Annotated in this window: 20 protein-coding genes; 5 read left to right on the plus strand and 15 right to left on the minus strand. The window is 68.3% G+C overall.

Annotated features, from left to right (window positions below):
* Positions 1-149 precede the first annotated feature (149 nt).
* Positions 150-674, plus strand: coding sequence for a hypothetical protein (locus tag AAFN86_RS02585; protein WP_347541643.1), 525 nt, complete (start codon positions 150-152; stop codon positions 672-674).
* 396 nt (positions 675-1,070) lie between these two features.
* Here the strand turns inward: AAFN86_RS02585 and AAFN86_RS02590 are convergent, their stop codons facing one another.
* The 5 genes from AAFN86_RS02590 to AAFN86_RS02610 all read right to left on the minus strand — a co-directional run bounded on the left by AAFN86_RS02590 (position 1,071) and on the right by AAFN86_RS02610 (position 5,577).
* A complete protein-coding gene (locus tag AAFN86_RS02590; protein WP_347541644.1) occupies positions 1,071-2,204 on the minus strand; it encodes an OmpA family protein in 1,134 nt (377 codons plus the stop codon).
* Between the two features lie 112 nt (positions 2,205-2,316).
* On the minus strand, positions 2,317-3,405 hold the full coding sequence (locus tag AAFN86_RS02595) for an OmpA family protein (protein ID WP_347541645.1): 1,089 nt from the start codon (positions 3,403-3,405) through the stop codon (positions 2,317-2,319).
* 176 nt (positions 3,406-3,581) lie between these two features.
* Positions 3,582-4,706 carry a 5-(carboxyamino)imidazole ribonucleotide synthase gene (locus tag AAFN86_RS02600; protein ID WP_347541646.1) on the minus strand — a complete coding sequence of 375 codons (1,125 nt, stop codon included), beginning with the start codon at positions 4,704-4,706 and terminating at the stop codon, positions 3,582-3,584.
* The gene (purE, locus tag AAFN86_RS02605; RefSeq protein ID WP_347541647.1) at positions 4,703-5,200 is read right to left on the minus strand and encodes a 5-(carboxyamino)imidazole ribonucleotide mutase; all 498 of its coding nucleotides are present in this window, start codon (positions 5,198-5,200) and stop codon (positions 4,703-4,705) included. The genes AAFN86_RS02600 and purE overlap by 4 nt, the downstream gene beginning before the upstream one ends.
* A 176-nt stretch (positions 5,201-5,376) precedes the next feature.
* A complete protein-coding gene (locus AAFN86_RS02610) occupies positions 5,377-5,577 on the minus strand; it encodes a DUF465 domain-containing protein (RefSeq protein ID WP_347541648.1) in 201 nt (66 codons plus the stop codon).
* Between the two features lie 186 nt (positions 5,578-5,763).
* Here AAFN86_RS02610 and AAFN86_RS02615 point away from each other — a divergent pair, with 186 nt between their 5' ends.
* The gene (locus AAFN86_RS02615; RefSeq protein WP_347541649.1) at positions 5,764-5,940 is read left to right on the plus strand and encodes a YdcH family protein; all 177 of its coding nucleotides are present in this window, start codon (positions 5,764-5,766) and stop codon (positions 5,938-5,940) included.
* 174 nt (positions 5,941-6,114) lie between these two features.
* Here AAFN86_RS02615 and AAFN86_RS02620 read toward each other — a convergent pair whose 3' ends face one another.
* A complete protein-coding gene (locus AAFN86_RS02620; RefSeq protein ID WP_347541650.1) occupies positions 6,115-6,669 on the minus strand; it encodes a cell cycle transcriptional regulator TrcR in 555 nt (184 codons plus the stop codon).
* Positions 6,670-6,782: 113 nt separating this feature from the next.
* On the opposite strand from AAFN86_RS02620, the gene AAFN86_RS02625 reads away from it, so the two are divergent.
* Together AAFN86_RS02625 and AAFN86_RS02630 are read left to right on the plus strand one after the other, a co-directional pair.
* A complete protein-coding gene (locus AAFN86_RS02625; RefSeq protein WP_347541651.1) occupies positions 6,783-6,977 on the plus strand; it encodes a DUF1192 domain-containing protein in 195 nt (64 codons plus the stop codon).
* A gap of 168 nt (positions 6,978-7,145) precedes the next feature.
* Complete coding sequence (locus AAFN86_RS02630) at positions 7,146-8,657, plus strand: protein adenylyltransferase SelO (protein ID WP_347541652.1); 1,512 nt, start codon at positions 7,146-7,148, stop codon at positions 8,655-8,657.
* A 109-nt stretch (positions 8,658-8,766) separates the two neighbouring features.
* On the opposite strand, the gene AAFN86_RS02635 is transcribed toward AAFN86_RS02630, so the two are convergent.
* From AAFN86_RS02635 to AAFN86_RS02665, 7 genes are all read right to left on the minus strand, one after another.
* A complete protein-coding gene (locus AAFN86_RS02635) occupies positions 8,767-9,234 on the minus strand; it encodes an Hsp20 family protein (RefSeq protein WP_347541653.1) in 468 nt (155 codons plus the stop codon).
* A 315-nt stretch (positions 9,235-9,549) separates the two neighbouring features.
* Complete coding sequence (gene rpmE, locus AAFN86_RS02640) at positions 9,550-9,786, minus strand: 50S ribosomal protein L31 (protein ID WP_347541654.1); 237 nt, start codon at positions 9,784-9,786, stop codon at positions 9,550-9,552.
* 87 nt (positions 9,787-9,873) lie between these two features.
* Complete coding sequence (locus tag AAFN86_RS02645) at positions 9,874-10,530, minus strand: ATP-binding cassette domain-containing protein (RefSeq protein WP_347541655.1); 657 nt, start codon at positions 10,528-10,530, stop codon at positions 9,874-9,876.
* A complete protein-coding gene (locus AAFN86_RS02650) occupies positions 10,523-11,278 on the minus strand; it encodes an ABC transporter ATP-binding protein (protein ID WP_347541656.1) in 756 nt (251 codons plus the stop codon). The genes AAFN86_RS02645 and AAFN86_RS02650 overlap by 8 nt, the downstream gene beginning before the upstream one ends.
* Positions 11,275-12,213 (minus strand): branched-chain amino acid ABC transporter permease, encoded by a 939-nt coding sequence (locus AAFN86_RS02655; protein WP_347541657.1) that lies wholly within the window; start codon positions 12,211-12,213, stop codon positions 11,275-11,277. The genes AAFN86_RS02650 and AAFN86_RS02655 overlap by 4 nt, the downstream gene beginning before the upstream one ends.
* Positions 12,210-13,145: a branched-chain amino acid ABC transporter permease gene (locus tag AAFN86_RS02660; protein ID WP_347541658.1), complete on the minus strand. Its 936-nt coding sequence runs from the start codon at positions 13,143-13,145 to the stop codon at positions 12,210-12,212. Before AAFN86_RS02660 ends, AAFN86_RS02655 begins: the two co-directional genes overlap by 4 nt.
* Positions 13,146-13,155: 10 nt before the next feature.
* Positions 13,156-14,463 (minus strand): ABC transporter substrate-binding protein, encoded by a 1,308-nt coding sequence (locus AAFN86_RS02665; protein WP_347541659.1) that lies wholly within the window; start codon positions 14,461-14,463, stop codon positions 13,156-13,158.
* A gap of 232 nt (positions 14,464-14,695) precedes the next feature.
* Here AAFN86_RS02665 and pdxY point away from each other — a divergent pair, with 232 nt between their 5' ends.
* Positions 14,696-15,547, plus strand: coding sequence for a pyridoxal kinase PdxY (gene pdxY, locus AAFN86_RS02670; protein ID WP_347541660.1), 852 nt, complete (start codon positions 14,696-14,698; stop codon positions 15,545-15,547).
* Between the two features lie 55 nt (positions 15,548-15,602).
* On the opposite strand, the gene AAFN86_RS02675 is transcribed toward pdxY, so the two are convergent.
* Together AAFN86_RS02675 and AAFN86_RS02680 are read right to left on the minus strand one after the other, a co-directional pair.
* Positions 15,603-16,487: a class I SAM-dependent methyltransferase gene (locus tag AAFN86_RS02675; RefSeq protein ID WP_347541661.1), complete on the minus strand. Its 885-nt coding sequence runs from the start codon at positions 16,485-16,487 to the stop codon at positions 15,603-15,605.
* An 89-nt stretch (positions 16,488-16,576) separates the two neighbouring features.
* Complete coding sequence (locus AAFN86_RS02680) at positions 16,577-18,031, minus strand: D-aminoacylase (protein WP_347541662.1); 1,455 nt, start codon at positions 18,029-18,031, stop codon at positions 16,577-16,579.
* Positions 18,032-18,039: the final 8 nt, after the last annotated feature.

Below are 18,039 nucleotides of genomic sequence, written 5' to 3' on the forward strand. Positions count from 1 at the left end.
GGCGAGGGATTGAAACAAAATTTTCGTTTCCTCGGGCAGCGGCGGCGGCTAATGAGCGCGGGCAGGAGCCGTTTCGCGGCGCAACCGGGAATCGGGGGCGTGCGTGCGGGGTGGCCCAAACCGATCCAACAGGGAGCGCCCGGCGCCCGATGATGATGAAGCCCAAGACCCGCACCGTCCTCGCCGCCCTGTGCGGTGCCCTGATCGCCGGCCCCGCGCTGGCCGATGCCTGCCTGCGTCCGGAAGAACGCTCGGCGATCGAGATCCGCGCCCTGCGGTCCTACCTGATGGTGGCGGCGCTGCAGTGCCGCACCGGCCAGACCTTTGACGCGCCGGGCGGCTACAACGCCTTCCTGCGTCGCTTCGGTTCCGACCTTTCGGCGGCCGACCGTGTGGCCGCCAGCCACTTCCAGCGCTCCTATGGTGGTTCGTCGCGCGGCGGGCGCCTCGACCAGTACAACACCAACCTCGCCAACGAACATTCGCAGGACGCGCTGCGCAGCGGGTCATTCTTCTGCCGCGACGCCGAGCCGCTGTTCCGCGCTGTGGTGCAGACCTCGGCGACCGAACTGCCGAAGCTGGTGAATGAGCGCAACATCATCGAAGGCTACGACGCACCGGATTGCCCCGCGAATGCGGCGGCCCCGGCGCGGCGCACGACCGCGCGCCGCTGATCGCCGACGCAGTATCGAAAACAGGGGCGGTCCCGCGGGGCCGCCCCTTTTTCGTTGGGTGGCGGCCCGGCCTTTGATTCGGGCCGAGGCCGCGAATGCGGCCGGCCCGCAGCGCGGCGAAAGCGCACCAAAGTTTGCCCATCACGTCGAGGGCGTGCCTTCAGCATGACGCGATTAAGGGCAGAACGGCCAGGATGCCAGATATGGGCCGCCAGCAGCATCGGCGGGCTGCGGCTTCGTGAGCGCCGGCATTGCGGGGGCCGGCGAGACTGCGGGCGCATTTGCGCTTGTGACGGTCGAGGAATAGAGAGGCTTTGCCCCCCGAACCTTTATCCTGTGTCAGCGCGAGCGGGGCGTGGTCCGTGCGATCATCCCGCCCCGGGTCTCCCCGCGCCGTCAGCGCAGGACGATTTCAACCCGCCGGTTCTGCGGTTCGCGCGCATCATCCGCGGTCGGCACCAACGGCTGGCTTTCGCCGAGCGCGGTGATGGTGATCTCCTCCCGCGCCACGCCGAGGCGGACCAGTTCAGCCGCAACGGTCTCCGCCCGGCGGCGGGACAGGGCCTGATTATACTGCACCGTGCCGGATCGGTCGGCGTGGCCGGCGACCTCGATGCGCGTGGTGCGCTGGGCGCGGGCCTGCTGGGCCGCATCGGCGATGATCTGGCGGGCGCGCTCGCTCAGTTCGGCGCGGTTCCAATCAAAGAAGACGATGAAGCTGCGATGCTGCACAGGCGCCGCCGCCGGGGCGGGCGGGGCCGCAGTGGGCGCGCCGCTGAAGGCGTAGCGCAGCCCCAGCATCACGGATTGATTGTAGGCGTCGGGCTCGGCCGTGCCGCGCGCCACGGTCGCACCCGTGGCGGGATTGTCGAAGCGCACCTGCAGGCGTGGCTGCAACGTGCCGAGGAACCGGTATTCAGCCGTCAATGCCAGGCCGGGCGCGAAGGAGAGCGGGAAGGCGAGGCCAGCGATGCCCTGGTAGGCGAAGCGGCCGTCGCTGTCGTCCACCGCCATGCGCAGCGCCCCGTTCTGGCTAAGGCCGCGCACGCCGGCCCAGTCCGTCATCACGTAGCCGGCGCCAACGCCGATATAGGGCATGACCGGGCCAATCTGCCCAAGGTCGAGCATCACATTGCCCATCACGCCCCAGGATTCCTGGCGGCCTGAGATGCCGCCATCGGCCGCCCAGCCGGCGACGCCGGAGGAGCCATCGGTGTCGTTGCTGCGGTAGAGTCCTTCGATCTCCGTCCGTAAGCCGTTGCCGAAGCCCCAGCCGATGCTGAGGACCCCGGCAAATCCCGGCGCAAATCCGACGGTCGCCTGATTGCCGTAGCCGGCGGTGGCGAGGCCCGTGACGGCCGCCGAGTCGAGCCCGAGTCCCGTGTTGGGCAGCAGGCTGAAGCCAGCGCCACCGGCGATGTAGAGCCCCTCGGTGAACTGGGCGTGGGCAGGCGGTGCGGCGGTAAGCCAAGCGCCTGCAAGGGCTGCGTACAGCAAGGCGGTCGATCGGCGGGCGGCGACGGAAGTCATGGTCCGAGTATCAGTCATGGATGCTGATGGAATGTGGATGATCGGCGGCGGTGCTGCAACGCAGAAAGGGCGCCTTGCGGCGCCCTTCCCGTATCCGTCGATGATCCGAAGATCAGCGCAGGATGATTTCCACGCGGCGGTTCTGAGGCTCGCGGGTGTTGTCCGGGGTCGGAACCAGCAGGTTCGTCTCGCCGAAGCCACGGGCGACGATCTCGCCGCGCGGCACGCCCAGGCGGACCAGCTCGGCAGCCACGTTGTTCGCGCGGCGGACCGACAGGGCCTGGTTGTAGGTGGCCGAGCCCGAGGTGTCGGTGTAGCCGTTGACCTCGATCCGGGTGACCGCCTGGCGGGTGCGGGCCTGCGCCGCTTCCGCGATGATCTGGCGGGCGCGGTCGGTCAGGTTGTCGCGGTTCCAGTCGAAGAACACCAGGAAGGTGCGCGCCGGCGCCGGGGCAGCGGCCACCGGAGCCACCGGGGCGGCGGTGCGGCCGAAGTTGTAGCGAACGCCGAACAGGATCGACCAGTTGTAGTTGTCGGTGCTGAACTTGACGTTGTCGCGGGCGGTGAGGGTCTGGCCGTTCACCGTCGCGTTGGAGTTGAAGCGACCGTCGATGTCGTCGCCCGTCGTGCCCATGAAGCGGCCTTCGGCGGTCAGCGCCAGGCCCGGGACGGAGTCGATCGGGAAGGCGACGCCCAGGATGGCCTGGTAGCCGAAGGCGCCGTTGGTGCCGCCGGCATTGAACGAGGCGTTGTTGTTGCCGTTCCGGACCTGGAAGCCGACGCTGTCGTAGTCGTTCCACACGTAGCCGGCGCCGACGCCGACATACGGCATCACCGGGCCGAGCACGAAGTCATACAGCACATTGGCCATCAGGCCGTAGCTGCGGACCGTGCCGGTCGTGCGCGGCAGGTTGCCGGAGTTGGAGGAGATGCTGTCGACGTCATTCTGGCGGTAGTTGCCCTCGACTTCGAGGCGCAGACCATTGCCGAAGCCGTAGCCGACCGAGAGAACGCCGGCCCAGCCCCACTCGAAGGAGATGGAGATGCCGCGGTTGGAGTCGGAGTCGTCGAGGAAGTTGGTCCCCAGGCCGGCACCGATGTAGATGCCCTGGACCCGCGGGTCCCAGCTCTGCGCGTTCGCCGTCGCGACCATCGGCAGCGACAGCAGCGTCGCGGCGAGAAGCGCCTTCTTCAGGCTCATTGGTATTCTCCTGCTCGGGCCCTCAGGGCCATAAGATCCGTCCGAAGCCCGTGCGCTGGAAGCATCACCGGCTCGACACCCATATCTTCTAACATTATGCGCGGCTTGCGCCAGGGCTTGTTCCCTGATGGCCGCGAACTGTGGCGTCTTTGCCACGCATGCTGGTGGCAAATCCGTCACAAGCCGGAGAGCGCTTCGTAATCACTGAGACCGGCAAGGCTGCCAAACGGCAGGAGCCGGTTCGCATGGCCCATCTTGCGGCCGGGCCGGGCCTCGGCCTTGCCATACAGATGGGGCACGACCTGCGGCATCCGCAGCAGGCGGGGCCATGCGTCGAGTCCCTCCGGCCCGATCAGGTTGCGCATCACGGCGTCATGGTGCCGCTCCGGCGCTGCCAATGGCAGGCCGGCGACGGCGCGCACATGCTGCTCGAACTGCGAGGCGGCGCAGGCATCCATGGTCCAATGCCCGGAATTGTGCGGCCGCGGGGCGATCTCGTTGCCGAGAAGCGTGCCATCGGCCAGCAGGAACATCTCGAGCGCGACGATGCCGACCAGTTCGAGGCCCTCGGCCACCGCCGCGACATGGCCGCGCGCGGCCTCAGCCACCGCAGGCGGCACCCGCGCCGGCGCGAAGGACAGGTCGAGGATATGATGCGCATGGCGGTTCTCGGCCGGGTCGAACACCGCGATGGTGCCGTCCGCGCCGCGCGCGGCGATCGCCGAGACTTCGGCCGCGAAGGGCACGAAGGCTTCCAGGATCAGCGGCCGCGGCGCGAGTCGCTCAAAGGCGGGGACAAGGTCCGAAGCCTCCCGCAGCACCGCCTGGCCCCGGCCGTCATAGCCGAGCCGGGTCGTCTTCAGCACCGCCGGCAAGCCGAGATCGGCCACCGCGGCAGCGAGGTCCGACTCGGTCTCGACCAGCCGCCAGGGTGCGACAGGCACGCCGATCCGGCCCAGGAACGCCTTCTCCGCCGCACGGTCCTGGCAGGTGGCCAGCGCGGCAAGGCCGGGGCGGCAGGGCACGAGGCCGGCCAGGGCCTCAAGCGCTGCGGCCGGGACATTCTCGAATTCAAAGGTCACCACGGCGACGGAGGCGGCAAAACGCGCCAGCGCCTCGCGATCCTCATAGGCCGCGACGGTGCGGTGGGCGGAGACCTGCATGCCGGGTGAATCCGGCTCGGGCGCGAAGATGTGGCAGGCGTAGCCGAGTCGCGCGGCGGCCAAGGCGGACATTCGGCCCAACTGCCCGCCACCGAGGATGCCGATGACCGAACCGGGCGGCAGGGGAAATCCGCTCATGCCGGCGCGTCCGGCACGGCGTTGGTCTGCGCCGCGCGCCAGGCATCGAGCCGCGCGGCAAGCGCCGCATCGGACAGCGCCAGGATCGCTGCCGCCAGCAGCCCGGCATTGATCGCGCCCGGCTTGCCGATAGCCAAGGTGGCGACCGGGATGCCGCCGGGCATCTGGACGATGGACAGCAGGCTGTCCATGCCCTTCAGCGCATGGCTTTCGACCGGCACGCCCAGCACGGGCAACGCGGTCATCGAAGCCGCCATGCCCGGCAGATGCGCTGCCCCGCCGGCGCCCGCGATGATCACCTTCAGCCCACGCCCGGCCGCGCCCTTGGCGTAGGACACCAGCCGATCGGGCGTGCGGTGGGCGGAGACGACGCGCGTCTCGTGCGGCACGCCAAGCCGGTCCAGGGTCTCGGCCGCGTGACGCATCGTCTCCCAATCGGAACGGCTGCCCATGATGATGCCGACCAGCGGCGCCAGAACCGTCTCACCTGTCATTCACATCACCGTCAGCCAAAACGGAACAAACCTCACCTTCGGATCGCGGCTCTGCCGCGATCCGGGAGCGCACGGCGCGACCGCGCCCAGACCATCAGCGGCCGCCAATACGGCAGTGCATGGCGCGAAGCCAAGGCCCGCGGATGCGGGCCGCCCGGCGTCTGAGGGCACATAATTTAAGCAATGATATCAGGGACGAGGCGGCCTTCGAGCCAGGCGATCTCGTCCTTCAACTTCAGCTTGCGTTTCTTGAGCCGCTGCAACTGGAGCTGGTCCACCGGCGACCCGTCGAGCCTGGAGATGACGGTGTCGAGGTCGCGGTGCTCGCTGCGCAATTCGTGCAGACGGCGCAGCATGGCATCACGGTCGGCGATCATGGCCGGCGGCCCCGGAACGAAGTTGAAGGTGCATTCCCAAGGCCAACGCCCTTAACATGATCGGGCCGGGGCGCGACAGGCCATTCCGGTCGATCGCGCATCCGGCCGGACAGGGGCTGCAACGGCCCCTTCCGGTGCCGCTGCCGGCTGGCGCGGCACTCAACCAAAGATGAGGATGCGCAGCGCATGCCCATGGACGCCCGGATCGCCTCTCTCGAGGAACGCCATGCCGCCCTCGAGCGCCGAATCCTGGATGAGGATCGCCGCCCCAAGCCGAACGACGGCGAATTGGCGCGGATGAAACTCGAGAAGCTCCGCCTCAAGGAAGAAATGCAACGCCTGCGGACCAGCAAGCCACACTGACGTTTTTTGCCCCTCAGACGGCGGGCGGCCGGCATTCGCCGGCCTTGCCCTCGCGCCCTGTACTGTCGCGCGGAGGCGCCTGACGGTCTGGGTGCGGTCACGATTGGCGCTCCCGGATCGCGGCAGGGCCGCGATCCGAATCGAGGCCCCGGGTGGCGCAAGCGTGCCGCCTTTTTAAGCCGCGTCTTCGGCCTGGGGCGGTGGCGTCAGGCTGCCACCGGCTGCCTGGATGGCGGCATTCAGGTCGCCCTGGCTGCACAGGCCCAGGATCACCGGGTCGCGCGGCTTGATGTTCGGGCTGTTCCAATGGGTCTTGTCGCGCACCTTGGCGATGGTGTCCTTCGTGGTGCCAAGCAGCTTCGCCACCACCGCATCCGGCAGCATCGGGTAATTGCGCAGCAGGAAGGCAATGCCATCCGGCCGGTCGTTGCGCTTCGACACCGGCGTGTAGCGGCCACCCTTGCTGCGCTGCTTGGGCAGCACGATGGTGCTTTCCAGCAGGTGCAACCTGGCGTCCGGCGTGCCCTCGCAGCGCGCGATCTCCTCCCGCGTCAGCTGGCCGGAAGCGACGGGGTCGAACCCGACAATGCCCTGTGCGACCTCACCATCGGCGATCGCCTGGATCTCCAGCGGGTGCATGCCGACGAAATCGGCGATCTGTTCGAAGGAAAGCGACGTCTTGTCGATCAGCCACACGGCGGTGGCCTTCGGCATGAGTGGCTGGGGCATGGGCGGACCTCGGGATGGTCGGGAGGGGCAGGAGCGAACCCCCGCGACAATGTCGCGCTCCCTATAATGAGGCAGGATGGCAGGGTCAAAGCCTTGATGGGAAAGGAGGCAACATGCCGGTCATGGACGAGGATGCGGCGCCGCGCCGCCGACAGGTGCTGGAAAAGCCACGTTTCGACGGCTGGGACGTCGCCCAGCTGCAGGACTATATCGCCGAACTCCAGGCCGAGATCGCCCGGGCGGAGATCGCGATCGGGGCGCGGCAGGACCACCGGGCGGCAGCCGAGGCGTTCTTCAAGAAGGGGTAGGGACGGCGTGACCACCCCGGAGAGGGCGTTGCCCCCTCCGGACCTCCCCCACCAGGGGGCAACGGCCCCCTGGACCACGGGATATTGGCGCGGGGCCTGGGTGTCGGGCACGGGAGGCGGTCTTGGGGGGTTGTTCCCCGGGGCCAGGCGCGCGATTTGCGAGGGATCATGCCGGATACCGTCACCGCCGACCCCATCCCGCTGTCCGAGACCGGACGCCGCCCGGTCTTCGACAATTCCTATGCCCGCCTGCCGGAACGGCTGTTCGCCCGCCTGCCGCCGACCCCGGTCAGCGCGCCACGCCTGCTGCGGCTGAACACCGGACTGGCCGAGATGCTCGGGCTGGATCCCGATTGGCTCGCATCCGAAGCGGGCGTGGCGATGCTGGCGGGCAATCTCGTGCCTCCGGGGGCGGAGCCAATCGCGCAGGCCTATGCCGGGCACCAGTTCGGGCATTTCAACCCGAGCCTGGGCGATGGTCGCGCCATCCTGCTGGGGGAGGTGGTGACCCCCGCCGGCCTGCGCCACGACATCCAATTGAAGGGGTCGGGGCCGACGCCGTTTTCACGTCGCGGCGACGGGCGCGCAGCGGTGGGTCCGGTGCTGCGCGAATACATCATCGGCGAGGCGATGGCCGCTTTCGGCATCCCGACGACGCGCGCACTCGCGGCCGTTGCGACCGGCGACCATGTCTTCCGCGAGGATGCGCTGCCCGGCGCGGTGCTGACCCGCGTGGCGACCAGCCATCTGCGCGTCGGCACCTTCCAGTATTTCGCCGCGCGGCGGGACAATGACGCGCTGCGGGTGCTGGTGGAGACCGCCATCGCCCGGCATGACCCGGCGGCAGCCCAGGCGACGAACCCCACACTCGCGCTGCTGGAAGGCGTGGTGGCGCGACAGGCGGATCTGGTGGCGCGCTGGATGCTGGTGGGTTTCATCCATGGCGTGATGAACACCGACAATTGCGCCATATCGGGCGAGACGATCGACTATGGACCCTGCGCCTTCCTCGATGCCTATCATCCGGAGACGGTGTTCTCCTCGATCGACCAGCAGGGGCGCTATGCCTATGGCAACCAGCCTGGCATCGCGCATTGGAACCTGGCGCGATTGGCGGAATGCCTGCTGCCGCTGATCGATGCCGATGAGGAGACGTCGCTGTCCCTCGCGCAGGAGGCGTTGGCCGGATTCGCGCCGCGCTTCGGCACCGCCTGGCGCGACGGGCTGTTGCGCAAGCTCGGTCTGACCACGGTGCAGGACGGCGACGAGGACCTGGTGCAGGACCTTCTGGTGCGCATGGCGGCCAACCAGGCGGATTTCACCCTGACTTTCCGGCGCCTGGCCGATGCGGCGGAGGCCGAGGTGGGGGATGCGGCCGTCCGGGAGCTGTTCGCGGATCCCGCGGCCTATGATGGCTGGGCGGTGGGCTGGCGGGCGCGGCTGGCGCGCGAACCGGCCGGCCGTGCAGCGGCGATGCGGGCGGTCAACCCGGCATTCATCCCGCGCAATCACCTGGTGGAGGAGGCATTGTCGGCGGCCGTGCAGCGTGACGACCTGGCCCCCTTCGAGGACCTGCTGGCGGTGTTGGCGCGTCCCTTCGACGACCAGCCTGGCCGAGAGCGTTTCGCCTTGCCGCCGCGCCCCGAGGAACGTGTCACCGCCACCTTCTGCGGTACCTGACGCAAACGCCCGACCGGGACGTGACCCCTGGCCGGGCGCAACAGCGCAACAGACAAAAAACGGAGGGGGACCGGGGGAGGTGTTCCTCCCCCGGCCTTTCTTGTCTTGTTCAGGCCGCCTGCGCGGTCTGCACCTGGGCCTCGATGGCCTTCTGCCCGCCCTGCACCGGGATGCGGCGCGGCTTCAGCGTCTCCGGCACCACCTGCTTCAGGGCGACATGGAGCAGCCCGTTGGCGAGGTCGGCCCCTTCGACCACGATGTGGTCGGCGAGCACGAAGCGGCGTTCGAAGGCGCGCCCGGCGATGCCGCGATGCAGGTAGCGGCGGCCGTCCTCGGGCTGGGCCTGCGGCTTGCCGGCGACGGTCAGCGTGTTCTCCTGGGCGGTGATTTCGATATCCGCCTCGGAGAAGCCGGCGACGGCCATGGTCAGGACGTAGCTGTCCTCACCGGTCTTTTCGATGTTGTAGGGGGGGTACCCGGTGGCGTCCGGCGCGTTGCGCGCGGTGTCCATCAGGCGTGCCAGCCGGTCGAAGCCGATGGCGGAGCGGAACAGAGGGGAGAAGTCGACAGCGTTCATAAAGAACCTCCTGCTGAAGCAAGGTCCATTGACAGGGCGGATCCGGTCTCAACGGGCCCCCAGAGGGCGACCCTGCCGTTCCGCGCCGACAGCCCCCGAGGGGCGCCACCGGCAGGGATGGAGTTGGGTGGGCGTTTCGGTGGCTTCAAGGGGCGGCGTGAACGCTCCAGAACGCAAAGCGGCCCGAGGCATTGCCTCGGGCCGGGAGCGCACGGCGCGACCGCGCCCAAACCATCAGTTGCCGCCGATGCGACAGTGCAGGGCGCGAAGGCAAGCGGCCCGGATGGGCCGCGCCCGCCGTCTGAGGGCGAAAAACTACGCCTTCTTGCGGCCGCCGAGGCCGATGCCGGCGAACTTCTTGTTGAACTTGGCGATCTGGCCGCCGGTGTCGATCACGCGCTGCTGTCCGGTCCAGGCCGGATGCGACTTCGGATCGATGTCGAGACGCAGCGTGTCGCCCGCCTTGCCCATGCAGGACCGTGTCTTGAACTCGGTCCCGTCGGTCATGATGACGGTGATCTCGTGGTAGTCCGGATGGATATCGGATTTCATCGGGCGACACTCATGCAAAAACGCCCGACGATGCCGACCGGCGGGCAGGGAAACGCGCGTATAGGGGACGCGCGGCGCGGGCGCAACTCAGCCCTGGGTGATCTCCCCCCGTTCGATCACATAGGTCTGTTCGACCAGCGGGCGCAGCAGTTCGGGGTTGGATTCCGTGATCAGGATGGCGACGTCGGGCAGGGCGGCGCGCAGGCGCTTCAGCGCTTCCGCGTAGCGCATGGCCAGCGCCGGGGCGAGACCCTGGAAAGGTTCGTCCAGCAGCACCGCCCGCGTACCCACCATCAGCGCGCGACCCAGGGCGACCATCTTGCCCTGCCCACCCGACAGGCCGGCGGCCTTGCGCGGGGCGAGGTCGCGCAGTTCCGGCAGCAGCCCATAGACGCGGGCCAGGCGCTGGCTGATCTCGGTTTCCGGCAGGCGTAGCACCTGGGCCGGCAGCAGCATGTTGTCCTCGACCGTGAAGGACCCGAACAGCCGCCGTTCCTCCGGCGCATAGCCGATGCCGTGGCGGGGGCGGTGATGCGGGGGCAGGCGGGTCTCATCCTCCCCGTCGATCATCACCTTGCCCGTGCTGGCGGCGACCAGCCCCATCAGCGCGCGCAGGGTGGTGGTCTTGCCCGCGCCGTTGCGCCCGATCAGCGCGACGCGCCCGCCGGCGGGGACGGACAGGGACACGTTGCGCAGCACCGGCACGCCGGCGATGGCGACGGAGACGCCGTTCAGCTCAAGCATGACGTTCGATCCCGATCACGTCGCGCTGCACCGCGGGGTCGGCCAGCACCTCGGCCGGCGGGCCAAGGGCGGCGATACGCCCCTGGCTCCAGACCGCGACGCGGTCGGCGAAGCGTTCGACCACATCCATGTCGTGCTCGACGAAGACCGCCGTGACCTTGGCGTCCCGCAGCACGTTCACCAGCGTCTCGACGATCGCCATCTTCTCCGACGCCGCGACGCCGGAGGTCGGTTCATCCATCAGCAGCAGCCGTGGCTTCAGGGCGACGGCCATGGCGATGTCGGCGAGCTTGCGCGCGCCTTCGTTCAACGCATCGGCGCGCGTATCGGCGATGGACGACAGGCCGAAGCGTTCGAGCAGGTCGCGCGCTTCTTCGCGGTACCGCGGCCGCAGCAGTGGCGTCAGCGGGGACCAGACGCCATCGCGCGATGCGACCGCCAGCGCGATGTTCTGCTCGACCGTATGCTCGACGAATAGCTGCGGGAGCTGGAAGGACCGCGCGATGCCGAGCTTGACGATGGCGCGCGGGGACATGCCCGTGATGCGCCGGCCCTCATAGGCGATGTCCCCGGAATTCGGCCGCAGGTAGCCGGTGGACATGTTGATGAAGGTGGTCTTGCCCGCGCCGTTCGGCCCGATGATGGCGAGGAATTCCCCCTTCATCACGCCGAGGTTGATGCCATCCGCCGCCTTCACGCCGCCGAAGGCGAGGCGCAGGTCGGTGGCCTGGAGGAGGACCTCGCTCATCGTGCGGCCCCCTTGTCGAAGACGCGTTTGGCCATGCCCCACAGCCCGCCGGGGGCGAACAAGATGACCAGCAGCAGCACCGCGCCGAGGATCATCTGCCAGGCATCCGCGAAGGACGCCGCGGCATAGATGCGCACCAACTCATAGGCCGCCGCCCCCAGGAACGGCCCGAGCACGCCGCCCGCACCGCCGAGGATGGCGATGAAGACCAGTTCGCCCGAGGAGGTCCAGTAGGCGAGCAGCGGCGTGACGTGGCGCGAGGTCATGGCGATCAGTGCGCCGCCGATCCCGCCAACCATCGCCGAGAGCACATAGGCTGACAGCAGCACGCCGCGCGCCGGCACGCCCATGAATTCCAACCGCGTCTCCCGCGTCTTGATCCCCGCCAGCGCCTCGCCCATCGGGGAGGCGAGATACAGCCGTAGCAGCAGCGCGAGGATGAAGGCGAGGCCGAGTGCTATGCCGAAGATCGCCCATTCGTAGTTGACGCGGTCGAGCGCCTGGCCGGCCACCGGCATGATCTCGACGCGGATGCCATCGCTGCCCTTGGTGATGGCGTAGAGCTTTTCGAGCAGCGAGTAGAACACCATCGACATCGCGAGGTTCAGCATGCCGAAGAAGATCTGCCGGTAGCGCGTGACGAACAGCCCGATCAGCAGGCCGAGCACGCCGGCACCCACCGCGGCGCAGGCCAGCAGCAGCAGCGCATCGTTGAAGCGTGGCGCGAGGAAGGCGACGGTATAGGCGCCGAAGGCGATATACAGCGCATGGCCGAAGGAGACCTGCCCCGCGCGCAGCAGCAGCAGGATGCCGAGCACCGCGATGCCCTTGGCGAGCGCGATCGTCAGCACGAAGCGCAGCCAGGGAGCCATCACCGCAGCGGTGATCATCGCAGCCGCCAGCAGGAGCCCGAGGAAAGGTTCGATCTTCTTCATACGCGCCGCGTCTCGATCACGCCGAACAGCCCCTGCGGGCGGACCAGCAGCACCAGCACCATGATGATGTAGGGCACCACGACTTCCAGCTCCGGCTCGAAATACACGGCGATGGACCGGCCCAGGCCCATCATCAGGGAGGTCAGCGCCGCCCCTTCGATCTGCCCGAGCCCGGCGGTCGCCACCACGGCGAAGGACAGCACGATGGTCTGCGCGCCGATCCCCGGCACCAACGCGGCGGTCGGCGATGACAGCGCACCGCCCAGCGCCGCGAGCATCGAGCCGAAGGTGAAGGTCAGCAGGTAGATCTTCGACGCATCGATGCCCATCGCCGTCGCCGCTTCACGGTCGGTCGTCACCGCGACGATCACGCGCCCGGTCAGCGTCCGGCGCAGGAACCAGGCGAGCCCCACCAGCGTGACGATGGCAATGCCCGGCAGCAGGAACAGCTGGTAGTTGGTGAAGGGGATGAAGTCAGACCCGAAGGGCACGTCGATCGTGCCCAACAGCTTCATCGCCGTGTCGTGGTGGATCGGCTGCACGCCCCAGATCAGCTTCTGAACATCCTCGAGGATCATGAACAGCGCGAAGGTCACCAGCAGCTGGACCACTTCCTCCTGCGCATAGATGCGGCGCAGCAGGAAGCGTTCGATCAGCGGCCCGACGATCGCGCCGACCAGCGCGGCGGAGATGAACAGCGTCGGGATCGAAGCCCAGGCCGGCAGCCCGAGCCCGGCCACGAAGATGCCGATCGAGGCCGCCGAATACGCCCCGATCGCATAGAGCGAGCCATGCGCAACATTGACGATGCGCAGCACGCCGAAAACAAGGTTGAGCCCCACCGCGACGAGGAAGATCAACCCGGCGGAAGACAGCCCATCCAGCAAGGCCAGGCCGAGCAGAAGGCCATTATCCTGGAACCACTCGGCCATGGCGTGCCTCTCAGCCGATCGGCCGGCCGGAGGAGGCGATGAAGGCCGGCTGCAGCGTCTTCAGCCAGTCGGTCGACTTCTGCCCGACCGGGGCGGAGACCTCCGCACCGGGGAACTGGATCATCTCCTTCGGCACCGAGAAGGGGAACCGGTCATTGAAGGACGACATGCCGACGATCTGGTCCTCCAGCCCCTGGCCATCCTCGCGCAGCGTGATGGTCGAGGTCGGCGTCGGGAAGGTCAGGCCGCGGAAGGCATTGGCCATCTCCAGGTCCGACGGCCAGCCGCCATTCTTCGCCGCCACCGCCTTCTCGACACCCGCCTTCAGCGCCCAGACCGCCTGCGCCATGTGGTGGCACGGATAGATCGGGTATTCGTTGAAGCGGGTGCGGTAGGCGTTGACGAATTCGTTGAACAGCTGCGGGTTCGCCGGCGCCGGATGGTTGTTCCAATGGTCGCCGCGGGTGCCGATGACATGGCCTTCCGGCATGGTGCGGCCGAGGATCTGTAGCGACGCTTCCGCCACCGGCAGCACGAAGGTGGTGCGTTCATGCAGGCGGCGCTCGGTCGCCTGCCGGATGAAGGTCACCAGTTCGCCGCCCCAGGAGGTGGAGAGGATGACATCCGGACGCAGCGCCAGCAGGCGGGTGATCTCGGTCGAGAAATCGGTCGAGCCGAGGCGGGGGAACATCTCGGCCACCACGCGCACGCCGGGCTTCAGCGCGTCCATGCCGGCCTTCCACAGCTCCCACGAATCGCGGCCCCAGGCGTAGTCCTGGTTGATCACGGCCACGGTGCGGAAGTCGGGCTTCTTCTTCAGCAGATACAGCAGCGGGGCGAGCACCTCCGGCGTGCCATAGCCCTGGGTGCGGAAGGCGTAGTCCCAGCGGTTTTCCTCGAAGATGCGCTGGGTGCCGCAATCCCACAGCAGCATCACCTTCGACAATTCGCGCGACAGCGGCGTGCAGGCGAGGCAGGAGCCCGACGAGATCGACTGGAACAGGACGTGCACGCCTTCGGACTGCACGAGGCGGCGGATTTCGCCGACCAGGTGGTCGGTGCCCGGCGCTTCATCGACGAAGCTCGCGCGCAACGGCACGCCGGCGATCCCGCCGGCGGCGTTGATCTGGTCGACCAGCATCTCGCAGGCCTTGCGCGACGGCACGCCGAAGACGGATGCCGGACCGGAGAGGAATGTCGTGACGCCGATCTTGAATTCGGCAGGCTTGGCGACCGGCTGGGCGGACAGCGTCGCCGGCAGCAGCACGGTGCCGAAGCCGGCGGTCAGCGCCTCGCGACGCGTCAAGGATGCGGTCATCCGGGTTCCTCCCTCGGGGTTTCGGACCGGGGTTGGCCCCCGGGCTTGATGCGCGAGAATGGGCATGCGGCGCGCCGCCGCGCAAGCGGCCCCGGATGGGCCCCGCCAGGCGCGGTTCCGGCCAGGATGGCGGCGAACCGTGGCACCTGGCGGGCGCTTCACCGGCCCGGGTGATTCCACCGGGACGGGAACTGCTCTAGCGTCCGCGCCGCTGAATACCGTGGATGCTCTGATGACCTCGATCCTCTCGATCCAGTCCTGGGTCGCCTATGGCCATGTCGGCAATGCGAGCGCGATCTTCCCGCTGCAGCGCCTGGGCGCCGAGGTCTGGGGCATCCACACCGTCCAGTTCTCGAACCACACCGGCTATGGCGCCTGGCGCGGCCAGGTCTTCGGCGCCGAGCTGATCCAGGACTGCGTGACGGGCATCGAGGAGCGCGGCGCCCTGCCGCGCTGCGATGCGGTGCTGTCGGGCTACATGGGCTCGGCCGAGATCGGCGCGGCCATCCGTGACGCCGCGCGCCGGGTGAAGATGGCAAATCCGGCCGCACTCTGGTGCTGTGATCCGGTGATCGGCGATGTCGGCCGCGGCGTCTTTGTCCGACCCGGCATCCCCGAATTCCTGCGCGACGAGGCGCTGCCCGAAGCCGACATCATCACCCCCAACCAGTTCGAGCTGGAGTGGCTGACGGGGCGCGAGGTCACGACGCTGGATGACGCGAAGCAGGCGGTGACAGCCCTTCAGTCACGCGGGCCGCGCTGCGTGCTGGTGACGTCCCTGCGCCTGGCCGATACGCCGGAGGGCGAAATCGGCATGCTGGCCGGGGAGGGCGGCCGTTTCTGGCGGCTGTCCACGCCGATGCTGCCGCTGTCGGTGAATGGGGCAGGGGATGCGATCGCCGCGCTGTTCCTGTTCCACCGGCTCCGCAGCGGCAATGCCGAGACCGCGCTGGCCGCCGCTGCGTCTTCCATCTTCGGGCTGCTGCGTCGCACGGCCGAAGCCGGGTCGCGCGAGATCCTGACGGTCGCAGCGCAGGACGAATTCGTCAGCCCGTCACGCGTCTTCCCCACGGCCGCCTGCTGACGCGCAAGGCCTTGCCCGACGGCCAGGCCAGGACGACGCGGCGGATCGCGCCGTGCTACGGCACCTCGTAGTTCGCGGCGTAGAGTGACGGCCCGTAGTGGTCGCCCGTCTCACCTTCGCCTCGTGGGCGGAGATAGAAGGCCCGGTATTCCGGATCCATGTCGGTGCGCGCGATCATCGCATCGGCATTGCCGCGCATGCGCATTTCGTCGATGAGCTGCCGCAGCACGAAGGTTGCGTAGGCCTCGAAGCTGGGGCGGCGGCAGAGATACCCCTTGTCGTTCGTCACCAGAAAGAACGTCAGATCCGTGCCCGTCGTGAAGAGATACTTGAACATCGCCGGCAGGATCTGCGCGTAGTTGAGGTTCGTGAAATCATCGAAGCAGGCGACGCCGTCCGGTGCCAGGATCTCGTCGACCAGGGCCATCTCCGCCAACGTGTCCCGGTACGCGTGGCTGCTGTCGACATGGGCGAAGCGGACCGACCCGCGAAGCGGCGCGACGTCGACATAGGTCGTGAATTCGCTGGAGCCGGCCTGCACGAATTCGGGCCGGGCGTAGAATTTGGCGAGCACCTGTTCCGTCAGGTACTGGCCCACGTCGCAAAGGATGAAGCGTTCCCCATCACGTATATGGGCGCTGAGGATCGATGCCGACCGGCCCTTCCAGACCCCGAATTCCAGAACATGTCCGGTCAGGCCGCGTGCCGCCTGGTGTGTGAGGACGGCATCCATGACCTGCATGGAGAAGTCGGACATCATGCCGTCGATGCTCAGCGCATTGGCCTGGCGTTCGGCATAGCCGGCCGGCAAGGCCGCCGGCCGAATCGCCGGCAATGCGACGAAGCGGCTTTCTCTTGGCGCTTCGGGGCGCAGCGCGGCAACGATCTTCCCCGCTAGTCGTCGGACTGGAACGCCCAGCATCGTCGCCGCGACCTTCATGGTGGCGCCACCATGCATAGCCGGCGAGGCGCATGATTGCACTTGTCATCTATGCGCAGGCGGTCGCGGCGGGGTTCCTTGGGCGCGCGTCACACCTTGTTGCGCGTCACCAGCCGCCCCGGCTTCTCCCCCGTCGCCCCCTTGCCGGCGACGAAGGTCGGCACGCCATTCGCCCAGACTTCCTCGATACCCGCGCTCTCCTGCTTCGGATCCTCGAAGGTCGCGCGGTCGATCACCGTGTCCGCGTCGAACAGCACCAGGTCGGCATAGGCCCCGTCGCGGATCTCGCCGCGGTCGATCATGCCGAACAGCGATGCGGTGCGGCCCGTCATCTTGTGGATCGCCGTCTCCAGGCTGAACAGCCGCAACTGCCGCGCGTACAGACCCAGCACGCGGGGGAAGGTGCCCCACAGCCGCGGATGCGGATGCGCGTCATGCGGAATGCCATCCGACCCGATGACGGACGCGGGATGCGCCATGATCCGCCGCACATCCTCTTCATCCATCTGCCAGGTCACCTGGCCGGCGGGCAGCAGGCGCGCGGCCGCGAGCCGGATGTCGGTGTTCCAGCCCCGTGCGATGTCCCCCAGATACTTCCCCGCCATCTCCGGATGCGGGACCGACCAGGTGATCATCACCTTCACATCCTCCCGCAGCCGGTCCGGCATCAGCACGGTGGACCCGGCCGGGTAGGGATACATGTCGAAGAACACGTCCTGCGTCTGGTTGAACGCGTCGATCAACGCCAGCGTCTGGGGCGACCGCCCGTAATTCTCCGGCATCGAGCATTTGTGGTGGCTGATCCACACCGGCACGCCGACGCGCTTGCCGATCTTCGCCGTCTCCTCGATCGAGGCGCAGACGCGATCCGCCTCGTCGCGCATATGGGTGACGTAGATGCCGCCCATGGCGCGCAGCGGCTCGGCCACCGCGATCACCTCCTCGGTGCTCGCATGCATGTTCAGCGGGTAGTACAGGCCGGTGGAAAACCCCGACGCACCCTCGGCCAGCGAGTTCTTCACCCGCAGGCGCATCTGCTCGATCTCGGAATCCTTGGCGACGCGCATCACGTCGCCATCCATCGCCTCGACGCGCATGGTCTGGTGGCCGACCAGGGCGAAGGTGTTCACCTCGGAACCGCGCTTCTTCAGCTCATGCGCGTAGTCGCCGAAGCTGTCGAAGCGCCACCACCCTTCCTCGCCGATCAGGTCGAGCGGCGGCGGCGGCAGGCGCTTGAAGCGGGCAGGGGAGAGAGAGACGCCGCAATTGCCGACCACGACGGTGGTCACGCCCTGGCTGATCTTGCAGGTCATGCATTCCGGCCCGCACATCACCGCGCGGTCGTCATGGGTATGCGCGTCGATGAAGCCGGGGGCGAGGGCACGGCCATTGGCCAGCACCTCCCGATCGGCGGTCGCACCGCCGAGATCGCCCACGCCGACGATGCGGTCCCCCGTCACGCCGACATCGCCGCGCCGGCGCGGCGCGCCCGTGCCGTCGAAGATCGTCGCATCGCGGATGATGAGGTCGCAGCGCAGAGCCATGGTGCCAG

Origin of the sequence: Roseomonas sp. CAU 1739, assembly GCF_039839775.1 — a bacterium.
GTDB lineage: Bacteria > Pseudomonadota > Alphaproteobacteria > Acetobacterales > Acetobacteraceae > Neoroseomonas.